This window comes from Psychrobacter jeotgali (assembly GCF_904846315.1).
In the GTDB taxonomy this organism is placed as follows: domain Bacteria; phylum Pseudomonadota; class Gammaproteobacteria; order Pseudomonadales; family Moraxellaceae; genus Psychrobacter; species Psychrobacter jeotgali.
In genome coordinates, this window is the sequence record NZ_CAJHAF010000001.1 from 2,275,833 (window position 1) to 2,289,248 (window position 13,416).

The following is a 13,416-nucleotide window of genomic DNA, read 5'->3' on the forward strand; positions in this document are numbered from 1 at the left end:
CAATACCAATACAACTTAAGGCTAATTATAATGACAGCAGTAATTAAAGTTGCCATCGCCGGTTACGGCAATCTTGGCCGCGGTGCCGAGGCCGCTATCCAACAAAGCCCAGACATGCAGTTAATAGGCGTATTCAGTCGCCGAGATCCTGCATCTGTTACCTTGATTGACCAAAGCGTGCCGGTGTACGCCATGGACGATATCGAACAGTATCAAGATGAGATAGATGTGTTGATATTATGTGGCGGCTCTAGAACTGATTTGCCAGAGCAAGGCCCTGCTCTTGCCAGTCTCTTTAATATCGTTGATAGCTTCGATACGCATGCTAAGATTCCTGAATATTTTGCGGCGCTCGATGCCCCAGCTAAAAAGGCGGGCAAAGTCGCTATGTTATCAGTAGGTTGGGATCCCGGTTTATTCTCTATCAACCGTTTATACGGCGAAGCTATTTTGCCCGTCGGCGAAACTTACTCCTTTTGGGGCAAAGGATTAAGCCAAGGACATTCAGATGCTGTGCGCCGTGTAGACGGGGTTAAGGCAGGCGTGCAATACACTATTCCCTCAGAATCTGCTATGACGCGCGTACGCAATGGCGAGCAGCCCACGCTCAGCACTCGTGAGAAGCACGTCCGCGAATGTTATGTGGTCTTAGATGATGGCGCTGATGCCGATACGGTACGCAACGCCATTGTGACCATGCCAGATTACTTTGCTGACTACGACACCACGGTGCATTTTATTGATGAGCAAACGCTTAAGTCTGAACACAGCAAAATGCCACACGGTGGTTTTGTCATTCGCAGCGGCGTCAGCGGCATTGATAATGAGCAGAATGATCAAGTAATGGAGTTTTCATTAAAGCTTGGTAGTAATCCTGAGTTTACCGCCAGCGTGCTTGTGGCTTACGCCCGCGCCGCCTATAAAATGAACTTAGCAGGAGAGACTGGTGCCAAAACCGTGCTTGATGTCGCCCCAGGTTTATTGTCGCCTAAATCGCCTGCGCAGTTGCGTAAAGAGCTGCTGTAAATGCTAGTTTTGAGATAAAATAAAAGCACTGAGTTTTAAGAGCTTGGTGCTTTTTTTTGGTTTAGTTTTTGGTATTGCTGTTCTAGTTTCTGTAAAGCTGACCTTTAAGTTTTGGAGATAAGGTCTGATAACCACTTGTGTCAGTGATTTTTTAGCTAAAATTAGTGTATGGTACCCTAGTGAGGACTCGAAACTTGGGCTGTAGGCTAATAGCATCAAGGTTTTAACTTGCTGAAATAGTTACAGTGTACTTCGTAGTGTACATGCAGTAAGCTTTTGGATTTTTATTTTTATTTACCATAAGCGCTGTTGCTCGTAATGGAGTTACAGAAAATTTCTGCTTAACGAAGCTATTCTAGTCTTTTACCTTTATCAGAACGGAGAATTTTTGTGTCAGATTTAAGTTTTTGGTTGTTATTTTTTTCTACTGCATTAGCGTTGAATATTGCACCTGGTCCAGATCTTCTTTACATTCTAACTAAGACAATAGCAAATGGGAAAAGGGTTGGGGTAGCATCTGCGCTCGGAGTTTGTACTGGAGCTCTTTTTCATGTTGGATTGGCGTCACTTGGGTTGTCAGCAATTCTAGTGTCATCCGCACTTGCATTTTCTATAGTTAAGTATATCGGTGTTGGTTATTTACTATATCTTGCATATAAATCTTTCCGTTCAGCTGGTACTAGTTTAAATATAACTCCAGCAGACAAGCACAAAGAGTCTGCGTGGAAAGCTTTTAAACAAGGAGTGCTTATTGATATATTGAACCCCAAAGTAGCTATATTTTTTATGGCATTTTTACCTCAATTTATTCGTGATGGTCATGGAACAGTTCCAATACAGCTACTTTATTTAGGTTTGTTGGTAGTTGCTGTTGCTGTCGTCGTTGAGGTAACTTACGTATTACTTGCATTTAAGCTAACAAAAAAAATAAGAAGCAGTAAGCGTGTAAGTGTGTTGCTAGACAGAGTTATCGGCACTGTTTTTGTTGCTCTAGGGATTAAGCTAGCAGTAAGCACTAGCAGATAAGATCGTGATACTCTTTGAGCAAATTATAGACAATGACTGAACTTAATACCTGCGATTTTAAGCTAGTATCTTCAACGCGAAATTAGGGCATACCCCACCGGAACCAGTTATTTTACCCTCAAAACCTATTAACAGACTACTTAAAACAGACTGCTATAATGGAACCACTTATATTAGACGACTAAGCCAGTGATCTCCATCAAAAATGAATTAAAGGCGACTAAGCTTAGGATAAGAACTGAAACGATCAAGCCTATAAAAAGTCAGCTGGAAAAACCTCCACCCTTAATAAAGAGTGGAAGTTTTCTGCTGTTATTTTAGTCTGCTTACTTTTATTGCTCACTCGATGTCTTTATAAAAAACGACATAACCAGTCCACTAATCGCTAATACAATACCTAAAATAAACGCTGTTTGCACGCCAGCAGTCAATGAAGTGCTTACCATAGAAGGGTTAGATGGATCAGCAACCGTCTTCAAAAAGTTATTTTGCGACGTAGACATTATCGTAATCGCCAGCGCCGTTCCGATGGAGCCAGAGACTTGCAATAAAGTATTTATCAAAGCGGTGCCGTCTGGATACAGGTTTTTGGGTAGGGCATTCAAACCATGAGTTTGCATCGGCATCATAACGAATGTCACCCCGATCATCAGACCTGAATGCAACAGGATAGCCATGAGAATAGAGGTCTCCGTAGTGACATTCGATAGCATCCACAGCATGATAATCATTATGATAAAGCCCGGCGTAAAGAGCCACTTAGCCCCATACTTATCATAAACACGTCCTGCTACTGGCGATAGAATGCCATTTAGTGCGCCCCCTGGCATCAATATCAGACCGGCCGTAAGTGCTGTTAGCCCCAGTCCAATTTGTAGATATAAGGGCAGTAGAATCATGCTAGATAAAATAATCATAAAGGTCGCAGAGACACTTAACAAAGCTAAGGTAAACACCGGATATTTTAAAGTACGCAGATCTAACATAGGCTTATCAAGTTTGAACTGTCTTGACGAAAATACTAGAAGAGACACTAGCCCAATAATTAGCGTACCAATGACCAGCGGACTGCCCCAGCCTTTGTGTCCTGCAATACTAAAGCCATAGACAATACCGCCAAAGCCAAGTGTTGATAAAAATATTGATAGCCAATCTATTTTAGGTTTGGTCAGCTCCGTAACATTCTGCATAAACAGCAGTCCATATACTAATGAAAAAGCCAAAAATGGAATGAGCAGCCAAAGAATCCAATTCCAGCTCAATACTTCAATAATTAACCCCGCCGTGGCCGGTCCAATAGCCGGTGCTGACATCATAACCAGCCCGATTAGCCCCATAATGGTCCCTCTTTTATGAATAGGGAAAATGACTAATACGGTGTTAAACATTAGAGGGATCAACAAACCAGTACCGATCGCCTGAATAACTCGGCCTAGGAGTAAGACATTAAAAACTGGTGCCATACCAGAGACTATCGCTCCAGCAATTGAAAACAGCAAGGAGGCCACAAATAACTGCCGCGTACTAAACCATTGTATCAATAGGGCCGACACCGGGATCAGTATCCCCATGGTTAGCAGGTAACCGGTGGTTATCCATTGTACTGTGGAAGAAACGACGCCAAATTCAAGCATTAAATTGCCAAGCGCCATATTTAAGGCCGTCTCACTGAATAACCCGGCGAATCCTGCTATTAAAAAGGAGATTAGAATGGGAATTGGTTTTATAGCAGTTTGGCTTTGTTCCATGGTAAGGGTAGACATTAAAACTCTCTTTTTTATTAGCTGATTTGCTTTTTTTAATAGGTTGTATGATTGTTTTTATCAATTTTTTCAGTAAATAATGAAGGAATCTGTTCTGCTATGGCTTCAAGTGGTTTTCCACTTTTCATCGTTAAAGCTAACAAAATACCGCCTTCAGTAAGTGCATGAAAAACGGTAGCTAAACTGGTGGCTTGCTCTTGGGGATAGCCTGCTGTAAGAAACCTCTCTGCATAAACAGCTTGCCAATCCTTAAAAGTAGCTTCACAGGCCGATCGAATCGGCTCACTGGTAGAATGCTTTTCCCCAGCAATGGTGCCAATTGGCGAGCCAATCGGATCACCGCCTGCGCCAAACATTTTGGCTAATTCGTACACATAAGCTTGCAAGGCCTGTATTAAACTGCCAGCACCTAGCTTAGAAGTACTATCAAAAACTCGCTTAATATCAGCCATAACCAGTGTTTTGGTATTATTAATCGCAGCAATCGCTAATTGTTCTTTGCCCTCTGGGAAATAGTGATACAGCGATCCTTTAGGGATACCGCTTTCTTCAATGATGTCATTTAGGCCCACACCGCAATAACCACGTACCTTAAACAGACGTGATGCAGTCTCAATGAGTACCTCTTTTGGCTTTAACTTGTCATTCATTACTATAACCCTTTTAAAATTATAACAACTGGTCTATTAGTTGGCTATGATAGTGATCCCCTTCTCATCTGTCAATACCATAAAGATAGGCTAAAAATGAATTTCGTATTCATTGAGATGACTAAAAAGGTTGATAGTGTGCTTTAACATGCTTTGTAACTGACTCATCGAGTCTTTGACGGCAATAAAAAAACACCCAATCAAGTTGAGTGTTTTTTTATTTAAAGCAAGAATGGCTAGATGGGCTTAGTAGGACTTGGTCACATCATTAATCAAATATCACTTTTTGAATCTGGAAATCGATATGATAATAATCTCAAAATAATCCCTTATAAAGAAAATAAAACCCGACTACGAATAACAACACCGAGAAGCATTTTTTTAGCAGTGACGGTGAGAGCATGTGCGCGACTTTTGCCCCTACTTTGGCAGTAAAAAAGCTCATGATGCTAATGCCCAAAAAGGCATAAATGTGCACAAAACCGATGGTATTAGGCACATCAATTTGCGCCTGTGTTCCAAATACCATATACCCTAACGCCCCAGCAATGGCAATCGGCAGACCACATGCCGCTGAGGTGCCCACCGCTTTTTGCATGACCACATTATAACGGGTGAGATAAGGCACGGTTAAGCTACCACCGCCGATACCGAAAATGGCTGAGGCGACGCCAATAACGCCGCCTGCTGCTAACTGCTTGGACTTTGCTGGTAGTGCAGCATGGGCGTGAGGGCTGTCAGTGTCATTATCAGTATTAGTATTAGTGCCACTAGCAGCATTGGTAGTTATTGGTTTTTTGGCTTTGGCAAACATCCTATAAGCGACCCACAGCAAAAACACCCCAACAATGAGCTGAAGATATAGCCCAGAGATTTGTCCTGCAATCCCTGCACCCAAAAAGCAGCCAATAGCTAGACCCGGTGCTAGATTTTTAAACACTGGCCACATGACCGCACCTTTTTTATTGTGCGCCATCAGTGAACTGATAGAGGTCACAATAATGGTTGCTAGCGACGTCCCTAGCGCCAGATGCATGATATTGTCAGGGCTGTAGCCCATTTGGGTAAAGACGATAAATAACAGCGGCACGATAATGGTGCCACCGCCTACGCCAAATAGCCCTGCAGCAAATCCTGCTAGAGCGCCTATTATTAAAAAAGTGATTAATTCCACGGGCTATTTACTTCTCAGTTAAATGCTACTCTCAACTTATTAAAAGTCTTGTAGGCTGGTGCTTTGGTTAGATCATTATTAAAGGCGGTTATATTAAACAGATTCTAAATAATTAAATTAAACGCTGACTTAAACTATCTCTACTTGACCCACTTGATGATAATTTCGATTAAAATAAATCAAACCTTCATCCGTCGCATCTTGTGGTTCAGCGTGCTTGATGGCGACCACCCGGCACATAAACACACTATGGGTACCCACTTGTTGAATATCCTCAATCTCACAATCAAAACTAACCAGCGCCTCTTCCAAAATCGGCGCACCAGTTGCTAGCTCAGTCCAAGAGCCATATTCAAAGCGTTCTTCCGAATTTAGTTTAGACGCAAAAGCATTAGATATGGCTTCATGTTGGGCGCCCAACACATTGACGCTCAAAATTTTATTTTGTATAAAATAGTCGTGTGAGCGCGCCGCCTGATTCATACAGACCAGCAAGGTTGGCGGGGTGTCGGTGACGCTACATACCGCAGAGGCGGTAAACCCATGAACGCCAGACACACCTTTGGTGGTGATAATATTGACCGCCGTTGCGAGCAAAGACATGGCATTTCTAAAATCGATTGCTTCAATCATCATTCAAATCCTAAATTTATCATAGCTTATTTTAAAACAGCGCTTAGTTGTAGGCCAGATTTTTATCCTGCTTCTATATAAAGTTACCCTGCTGGGTTAAGTGTCCAGCCTGCAATAATTACCTACAATAAGTATAACTATAAGTATCTTTATACCTGAGGTCATTTATAAGTATAAACAAGATTTTGTAGATTGAGTTTTATTTAAGATTAAGTTTCTATTCAAAAGATAATATTCGAAGCATCAAAGGAAACTAACTCGTCAGCTCTTTACGCACAATGGCTGCACCCGCACTTAACGCTGCAAGTTTACCGCGTGCCACTTGCCGTGACAAAGGCGCCATACCGCAGTTGGTCGAAGGATAAAGCTTATCAGCATCGACAAATTGCAGCGCTTTGCGTAATGTATCAGCCACCTGTTCAGGACTCTCAATATTATTAGTTGCCACATCAATGGCACCGACCATCACTTTTTTACCACGAATGAGTTCTATTAAATCCATCGGTACATGCGAGTTTTGACACTCAAGCGAGACAATATCGATATTGGACTGCTGCAACTTAGGAAACGCTTGCTCATATTGACGCCACTCTGAGCCGAGTGTCTTTTTCCAATCATTATTGGCTTTGATACCATAGCCGTAGCAAATATGCACCGCCGTTTCACACTTTAAGCCTTCGATAGCACGCTCTAAGGTGGCGATACCCCAGTTATTGACATCATCAAAGAACACGTTAAAGGCAGGCTCATCGAATTGGATAATATCCACCCCAGCTGCTTCCAACTCTTTGGCTTCTTGATTAAGAATCTTAGCAAATTCCCAAGCCAATTTTTCACGGCTTTTATAATGCCCATCATATAAGGTATCAATCATGGTCATCGGCCCCGGCAGTGCCCATTTGATAGGCTGATCGGTTTGCGCTCGCAAAAACTTTGCATCGTCAACAAACACAGATTTTGGACGGCTTACGCTACCCACCACTGATGGCACACTGGCCTCATAGCGGTCACGAATTTTAACAGTTTTACGATTCTCAAAATCCACGCCATCGAGATGTTCAATAAAGGTGGTCACAAAATGCTGGCGGGTTTGCTCACCGTCGCTGACGATATCAATACCTGCCTGCCTTTGCTCTTGTAAAGTTAAACGCAAAGCATCTTGTTTGGCTTCAATTAATTGCTCCCCTTCTAATGCCCAAGGGGACCAAATTTTCTCAGGTTCTGCCAGCCAAGACGGTTTGGGTAAGCTGCCCGCTGTGGAGGTTGGTAATAGTAGTTTCATATTAATTTATCTTCTATATTTCGGTTTTGATATTTTGAGTTATCAGATCTGCTAAGCCGCTTGTTTATCATCAGCACGTTTCTCCGCAGCACTTTTGTCTACCACAAATTTTGCCGCCCACTCTTCAAGAATGTCTTGGTAAGGCTTAATGAACTCATCTTCAGTAAACTTACCTTGGGTCACTGCCATTTGGCTACGCTCTGCGCGATCGTACACAATTTGCGTCAGTGAATAATCTTGGTACTTCAAACTAGGTTGATATACCGCACCCGCTCTTGAATTAGCATTGTAAATCTCAGGACGGTAGATCTTTTGAAAAGTCTCCATCGTAGCAATGGCACTGATCAGCTCCAAATCGCTATAGTCGCCGAGCAAATCCCCAGCAAAGTAAAACGCCAAGGGTGCCACGCTACCTGTAGGCATAAAGTAGCGCACGGTTAAGCCCATTTTATGGAAATAATCATCGGTTAAAGAGTACTCATCTTGTTTATATTCCACCCCTAAAACCGGATGCTGATTGCCAGTACGTTGATAAGTTTTACTAGTAGAGACACTCAGGCAAATCACTGGCTGTTTATCAAATTGAGCTTGGTAAGCCTCTGATTTTAATAAATGCTGAAACAATTTACCGTGCAGCTCACCAAACTCCTTTGGTGGTGTGGATTCTGGATGGTTTGCAAAATGATCTGGCAGTACCACACTAAAATCATAATCACGCACATAAGACGAAAAGCTATTGCCAATCATACCGTCAATACGAGTGTTCTCTTTATGGTCGATAATCGTTGTTTTTAAGGTCTCGATGACCGGGAAAGTATCGCCATTGCCTTCGATATCCAAGTCTGCTGAAATAATATCAACCTCAACAGAATAACGGTCCGCTGTCGGGTTATCCCAATGCGCTAGAGCGTTAAAACGGTTGTTTATCATGGTCAACGTCTTGCGTAAGTTCTCTTGACGACGCTCGCCACGCGCCAAATTGGCAAAATTCGTCGTTAGACGCGTGCTGTTAGCAGGCTGATAGTTCTCATCAAAACGAATACTTGCGATGGAATATGTAAATGATTTACTCATGATAATCCGCTACCTTTAATATCCAATATAAAACCAAAGTTCTGTATGGGATAAATCATACCTAAACTCTGACATGAATAAAAATGATACTATTTAAATATAAGATGAATAAAATTCACTATTTGAAGTTTATGGTGTGAAAAAAAAGGGGAAAGTGGAGGTTTTGAGTAAAAAGTTAAATACTAAACTTGATAGAAAAGACTAAAGATCAGTGATCAATCTATCTATGTTATCTATCAAATCCCCTCCCTTCACCAACTTCCTCATGGGTTACACCGTCGCGAATGTGGTAGATGCGCTTGAAAGTAGGAAGAATTTTTTCATCATGAGTAACGACGATGATGGCGGTCTCGAACTGCTGAGCCATCTCATTGATAATGCGAATGACTGTCATAGCGCGCTCGCCATCTAGAGCTGCTGTGGGTTCATCCGCCAAGATTACCGGTGGTCGATTAACCAATCCGCGGGCAATGGCAACCCGTTGTTGCTCGCCACCTGAGAGCTGTGCAGGCATAGCGTGAGCACGGTGGTGCACATCAAGAGCCGTGAGCAACTCTAACGCTCTTGCTCGTGCGGCAGTATTTGAAACGCCGGCAAGCATGGGTAGCAAAGCCACATTATCGGTAACATCAAGAAACGGAATCAGATACGGCGATTGGAAAATAAAACCAATTTTATCGCGGCGCAAGGCGCGCAGATCACGAACTTTCCAACCATCGTCGTAGATCACTTCATCACCTAGAGTCATCCGTCCAGCGCTCGGGTCAATCACCGCACCAAGGCACTTAAGCAGCGTGCTTTTACCTGAACCAGAGGGTCCGATCAAGCCGACAACTTCACCTGGTGCAACCTGCATGTTTACGTCTTTTAATGCATAGACAGCCGTATCACCTTTGCCAAAGCGTTTGCTTAGGCCTTCGATGTGTATTCCTGTTTTAGTCATTAGATCATCCTATCGCTTCGGCCGGATCGACCTTGAGTGCCATACGAATGGCGATAATACTGGCCAGCACACAAATTACGAGCACAGAAAAAAACCCGAGCACAGAGTCCATGGGGGTAAGTAGTACATATTTGGGAAACAGCGGCGCTGCAAAAGTAGCGGTGATTTTACCGACTACAAAGCCAATTACGCCTAAAGCCAGTGCCTGCTGCATAATCATCGCTGCAATCGTGCGGTTGCGAGTACCGATGAGCTTTAATACCGCAATCTCACGGATTTTGTCCATCGTCAACGAGTAGATAATAAAGGCTACAATCGCTGCGCTAACGATAGCTAGAATGACGAGAAACATACCTATTTGCTTCGCCGAAGTGGCAATTAACTTGCCAACCAGAATTTCTTCCATTTGTGCTCGAGTGTAGACTGTCAGCCGCTTCCAGCGCTGGATTGACTCAGCCACTTCATTCTGCGCATAGCCGGGTTTCAGAGTGACTAGCACGGCATTGACGGAGGCGTTGGTGCTCTGTGAGGCAATGACAGCATCTAACAAGCCTGGTACACCAGGACGATTGAAGGCTGGGTTGGCCTCGGTACGCCGCCGACTTTGCCAAATAGCGTCGTTATTTTTGAGGAACTGAGCCTCTTGGGCGTCCTTGAGCGGAATGAATACCATCGGATCACCACTAGACGACACCATGCGCCGTGTTAGCCCCACAACAGTATAATTATTGCGTCGAATCGATAGAGAATCTCCCTGTTTAAAGCCAGTTGCGATATCGGCTACTGCTTCGTAATGACCACGGGTAACTTGGCGTCCAGCGACGAGATAAGGCGGCCATCCAGGTGTAGCTCCTGAAGCGCTTGGCGCAATGCCAACCACCATAGCTCGTACATCGCTATTACCCTTGTGCACCTGCGTGGTTAAATAAGTCACATTCGCTGCCTGAGCGACACCCGGCATACTAAGGATCGAACGATACACATCATCATTGAGACTAGACGATTCTGCATAAGGGCCCAGCGTATCTTTTTGTACCACCCAGAGATCAGCGCCACTATTATCTAGTAAGGCCTTACCATCATCTACCATGCCACGATACACGCCAGCCATGACGAGGGTGACACCAATCAGCAAACCTAGACCAACGCCGGTGAAGACAAATTTCCCCCAAGCATGCAGAATATCGCGGCCTGCTAGGCTTATCATGGCGACACTCCTGAGATTTGATCGACCACTTTAATACGACTGCCCGCTTTTAGCTCTTTTTGGCTATAGATTACGATTTGATCGCCATCATTAAGCCCTTCCTGGACTTGCACATAGCCATCAAGATCGGCAGTACCGAGTGTAACAGGGACGAAGCTCAGATCACCATCTGTGATTCGCCAAACACCGACCTTGCCCTCTTGACGTTGAACGGCAGCGTTAGGAATTAACGGCATAGCTGGAAGCGCAGGCAACTCAACCGTGACTTCAGCCAATTCACCTAATGAAGGTAGAGGTTCTGGTTGATTATCGAATGTCACCTTGGCGAGCATCTCTTCAGTGACTTCGTCAGCCTTGAGCTCTACACGCAGCACGTGCCCCTCCAAAACTTCTCTGCTACGTGATCGCAGGGCGATACGAGCCGGTAGATCAGCAGCCAGTCCCGATGCATTGATCTGATCGAAGCGCACATTTACCCATAAGCTTTGGGGGTCAATCACTTCCACCACGGCCTGTCCTGCGACCACAGTCGTGCCGGGATCAGCATCCCGCACAGCGACGACCCCATCAACGGGTGCGATCAAGCGTAAATTGCTTTTTTGTACTATCAGTCCTTCGCCGTCGGAGCGTGCTCGGGCAATATCAGCCTTGGCAACGGATAAAGCCGCATCAGCAACTTGTAAGTCCTGTCGTTTTACGGTGATGCTTTCTTCACTGACCGCTTGCACGTCAAGTAGCTGCGCATAGCGTTGCAGTTGTTGTTCTGCAAAGACTTTCCGAGCTTCTGCTTCGACTAATGCCGCCTGCGCCCGTTTTAATACAGACTCCTGAGAACGAATCCGCTCATCTAGATCAACTGGTTCCATCTCGCCAAGTACTTGTCCAGCTTTGACGTAATCACCTACATGGACATCCAAGTTTTTAATGCGTCCAGCGAATGTAGGACCAATCTTGTAAGTGTAGCGTGCCTCCACCGTGCCGATACCGAATAAGGAGGGAGTAATAGCTCTTGACTTTACAGTTTCTACTGTCACTGAAACTGGAGCTAGCGGTCCTGATCTGAGACCGACGTAGACGAAGAGAGCCAGTAATGGAACGATGACAGCGAGCAGTGCCAAAGTGCGTCCTTGCAAGGGCAACTTTTTCATTAACTACTCCTTATACCGCGCTGATAGATCGCAAAGACCCGCGGCGCATCACGCTGCATGTGTGCCACATCACCCAGCAGTAGCGATTGCATTACCAAACCTTGGATTGTCCCTATGAACAATACTGCCGCGGCCTCACTATCAAGAGAGGACGACAGCTCACCGCTGGCCTTACCTTTATCGATTAGGCGATGTAAACGTTCGCTATAGCGCTTAATCAAAGTCTGTACCATAAGCTTAGCGGGGGTTTCTTCGGTACGCTGAAGCTCCCCAAAAATCATTCTAGGCACACCTGGATGCTCAGCCACAAACTCGATATGACTCATAAACATCGCCTCCATGGCTGCCAAAGGTGATTCGATTCCTTTTGTAGAGCGATCTATTTTCGCTAGAAGCCGCTCTGTCACCCATTCCATAACCGCCTGCCAAATAGACTCTTTGTTTGGGAAGTGACGAAACAGTGCCCCTTGAGTCAGATTCATGTGTTTTGCGATGGCCGCCGTCGTGATCTTACTGGGATTTTGCGTACCAGCTAACTCTACGACGGACTCTACCGTTACGGCTCGACGTTCATCGGCGGGTAGATGTTTTGGATGGGGATTCATAAGCACTCCTATAAAGATAGTAATTGATTACTATCTTAGTTATTAAATAAAAGGAATGCAAGAAATAAGTCAAAACTCGGTTCACTGCTAAGTGCAATACTTTGAAAAATAGCACTTTACGATTTTAATAATTAGCAAATGCAGCTTAACAGATAAGCTTCTATATAGAGTTGGATACCTGTAATAATAAAAAGGCCAAGACTTAATCAATTAAGTCTTGGCCTTTTCAATATTTAAATAAATCTCAATAAAATCTACTGCTTCGCCGCCTCAATCTGAATATCTAGATCAACCTTTTCGGTAATGCCTAATAAAGTATATTTATCAAGATTCCACTGACTTCTATCAATGGTGGTCGTAAAATCGCCGCCGCATACTGGCTTTTTGAGTAATAAGTTAAAGTAACAGTTGAACTTGGTGGCGGTTAATACTACCGGATTGGTGATACCACGTAAGGTCAGATCCCCTTCAACCTTGGTGACAGCCGCCCCTGCTTTCTTATTGGCGAAATGCCATTTGGTAGATTTAAAATAAGCCAGCGGATACTTTTCAGTATCAAAGAAATCAGCGCCTTTTAGAGTGATATCAAAAGCTTTATTGCCAGTATTCAAACTATTGACAGGAATGAGCAATGAGATATTGCCCACATTAGCGCTGGGATCATACTCCAGTTGCCCCGTTAAATTATAAAAACCACCGGTGTTAGTTGAGGTATTAAAGTGATCGATAGCAAAGCGCACATTGGTATGAGTAGGATCAAGATGATAAGTAGCAGCCTGACTACTACCAACACCGCTACCGATACCCGCAATCATTAATAACAACAACGCTGCTATAGATTGGCGATAACTTGACGCCAGAGGGTTAAATGAAAAAATGCTCATA

Annotated in this window: 13 protein-coding genes; 2 read left to right on the top strand and 11 right to left on the bottom strand. The window is 44.1% G+C overall.

The window, feature by feature from the left end; translation table 11 throughout:
- The first annotated feature begins 30 nt into the window (after positions 1-30).
- Entirely contained in the window at positions 31-1,026 is a 996-nt protein-coding gene (locus JMX18_RS09380; protein ID WP_201587161.1) for a diaminopimelate dehydrogenase, read from the top strand.
- 390 nt (positions 1,027-1,416) lie between these two features.
- Positions 1,417-2,052: a LysE family translocator gene (locus JMX18_RS09385; protein ID WP_201587163.1), complete on the top strand. Its 636-nt coding sequence runs from the start codon at positions 1,417-1,419 to the stop codon at positions 2,050-2,052.
- Positions 2,053-2,384: 332 nt separating this feature from the next.
- On the opposite strand, the gene JMX18_RS09390 is transcribed toward JMX18_RS09385, so the two are convergent.
- The 11 genes from JMX18_RS09390 to JMX18_RS09440 form a co-directional block, all read right to left on the bottom strand.
- Complete coding sequence (locus tag JMX18_RS09390) at positions 2,385-3,815, bottom strand: MDR family MFS transporter (RefSeq protein WP_201587165.1); 1,431 nt, start codon at positions 3,813-3,815, stop codon at positions 2,385-2,387.
- A gap of 35 nt (positions 3,816-3,850) precedes the next feature.
- Positions 3,851-4,465, bottom strand: a complete 615-nt coding sequence (locus JMX18_RS09395) for a TetR/AcrR family transcriptional regulator (RefSeq protein WP_201587167.1) — start codon at positions 4,463-4,465, stop codon at positions 3,851-3,853.
- Positions 4,466-4,781: 316 nt separating this feature from the next.
- The gene (locus JMX18_RS09400) at positions 4,782-5,639 is read right to left on the bottom strand and encodes a sulfite exporter TauE/SafE family protein (RefSeq protein WP_201587169.1); all 858 of its coding nucleotides are present in this window, start codon (positions 5,637-5,639) and stop codon (positions 4,782-4,784) included.
- A 129-nt stretch (positions 5,640-5,768) separates the two neighbouring features.
- The gene (locus tag JMX18_RS09405) at positions 5,769-6,272 is read right to left on the bottom strand and encodes a flavin reductase (protein ID WP_201588309.1); all 504 of its coding nucleotides are present in this window, start codon (positions 6,270-6,272) and stop codon (positions 5,769-5,771) included.
- A 253-nt stretch (positions 6,273-6,525) separates the two neighbouring features.
- Complete coding sequence (locus JMX18_RS09410) at positions 6,526-7,554, bottom strand: methionine synthase (protein WP_201587176.1); 1,029 nt, start codon at positions 7,552-7,554, stop codon at positions 6,526-6,528.
- A 51-nt stretch (positions 7,555-7,605) separates the two neighbouring features.
- Entirely contained in the window at positions 7,606-8,628 is a 1,023-nt protein-coding gene (locus JMX18_RS09415) for a DUF1852 domain-containing protein (RefSeq protein WP_201587177.1), read from the bottom strand.
- Positions 8,629-8,857: 229 nt separating this feature from the next.
- A complete protein-coding gene (locus JMX18_RS09420; RefSeq protein WP_201587178.1) occupies positions 8,858-9,571 on the bottom strand; it encodes an ABC transporter ATP-binding protein in 714 nt (237 codons plus the stop codon).
- A 4-nt stretch (positions 9,572-9,575) separates the two neighbouring features.
- Positions 9,576-10,778, bottom strand: coding sequence for an ABC transporter permease (locus tag JMX18_RS09425; RefSeq protein WP_201587179.1), 1,203 nt, complete (start codon positions 10,776-10,778; stop codon positions 9,576-9,578).
- Positions 10,775-11,926 carry an efflux RND transporter periplasmic adaptor subunit gene (locus tag JMX18_RS09430; protein ID WP_201587181.1) on the bottom strand — a complete coding sequence of 384 codons (1,152 nt, stop codon included), beginning with the start codon at positions 11,924-11,926 and terminating at the stop codon, positions 10,775-10,777. The genes JMX18_RS09425 and JMX18_RS09430 overlap by 4 nt, the downstream gene beginning before the upstream one ends.
- On the bottom strand, positions 11,926-12,531 hold the full coding sequence (locus tag JMX18_RS09435; protein WP_201587183.1) for a TetR/AcrR family transcriptional regulator: 606 nt from the start codon (positions 12,529-12,531) through the stop codon (positions 11,926-11,928). The genes JMX18_RS09430 and JMX18_RS09435 overlap by 1 nt, the downstream gene beginning before the upstream one ends.
- A 254-nt stretch (positions 12,532-12,785) precedes the next feature.
- Positions 12,786-13,415 carry a YceI family protein gene (locus JMX18_RS09440; protein ID WP_201587185.1) on the bottom strand — a complete coding sequence of 210 codons (630 nt, stop codon included), beginning with the start codon at positions 13,413-13,415 and terminating at the stop codon, positions 12,786-12,788.
- Position 13,416: the final 1 nt, after the last annotated feature.

Coding starts and splice junctions, on each gene's coding strand:
- JMX18_RS09380 (WP_201587161.1), top strand. CDS start 31: ATGACAGCAGTAATTAAAGTTGCCATCGCCGGTTACGGCAATCTTGGC.
- JMX18_RS09390 (WP_201587165.1), bottom strand. CDS start 3,815: ATGTCTACCCTTACCATGGAACAAAGCCAAACTGCTATAAAACCAATT.
- JMX18_RS09395 (WP_201587167.1), bottom strand. CDS start 4,465: ATGAATGACAAGTTAAAGCCAAAAGAGGTACTCATTGAGACTGCATCA.
- JMX18_RS09405 (WP_201588309.1), bottom strand. CDS start 6,272: ATGATTGAAGCAATCGATTTTAGAAATGCCATGTCTTTGCTCGCAACG.
- JMX18_RS09410 (WP_201587176.1), bottom strand. CDS start 7,554: ATGAAACTACTATTACCAACCTCCACAGCGGGCAGCTTACCCAAACCG.
- JMX18_RS09415 (WP_201587177.1), bottom strand. CDS start 8,628: ATGAGTAAATCATTTACATATTCCATCGCAAGTATTCGTTTTGATGAG.
- JMX18_RS09420 (WP_201587178.1), bottom strand. CDS start 9,571: ATGACTAAAACAGGAATACACATCGAAGGCCTAAGCAAACGCTTTGGC.
- JMX18_RS09425 (WP_201587179.1), bottom strand. CDS start 10,778: ATGATAAGCCTAGCAGGCCGCGATATTCTGCATGCTTGGGGGAAATTT.
- JMX18_RS09430 (WP_201587181.1), bottom strand. CDS start 11,926: ATGAAAAAGTTGCCCTTGCAAGGACGCACTTTGGCACTGCTCGCTGTC.
- JMX18_RS09435 (WP_201587183.1), bottom strand. CDS start 12,531: ATGAATCCCCATCCAAAACATCTACCCGCCGATGAACGTCGAGCCGTA.
- JMX18_RS09440 (WP_201587185.1), bottom strand. CDS start 13,415: ATGAGCATTTTTTCATTTAACCCTCTGGCGTCAAGTTATCGCCAATCT.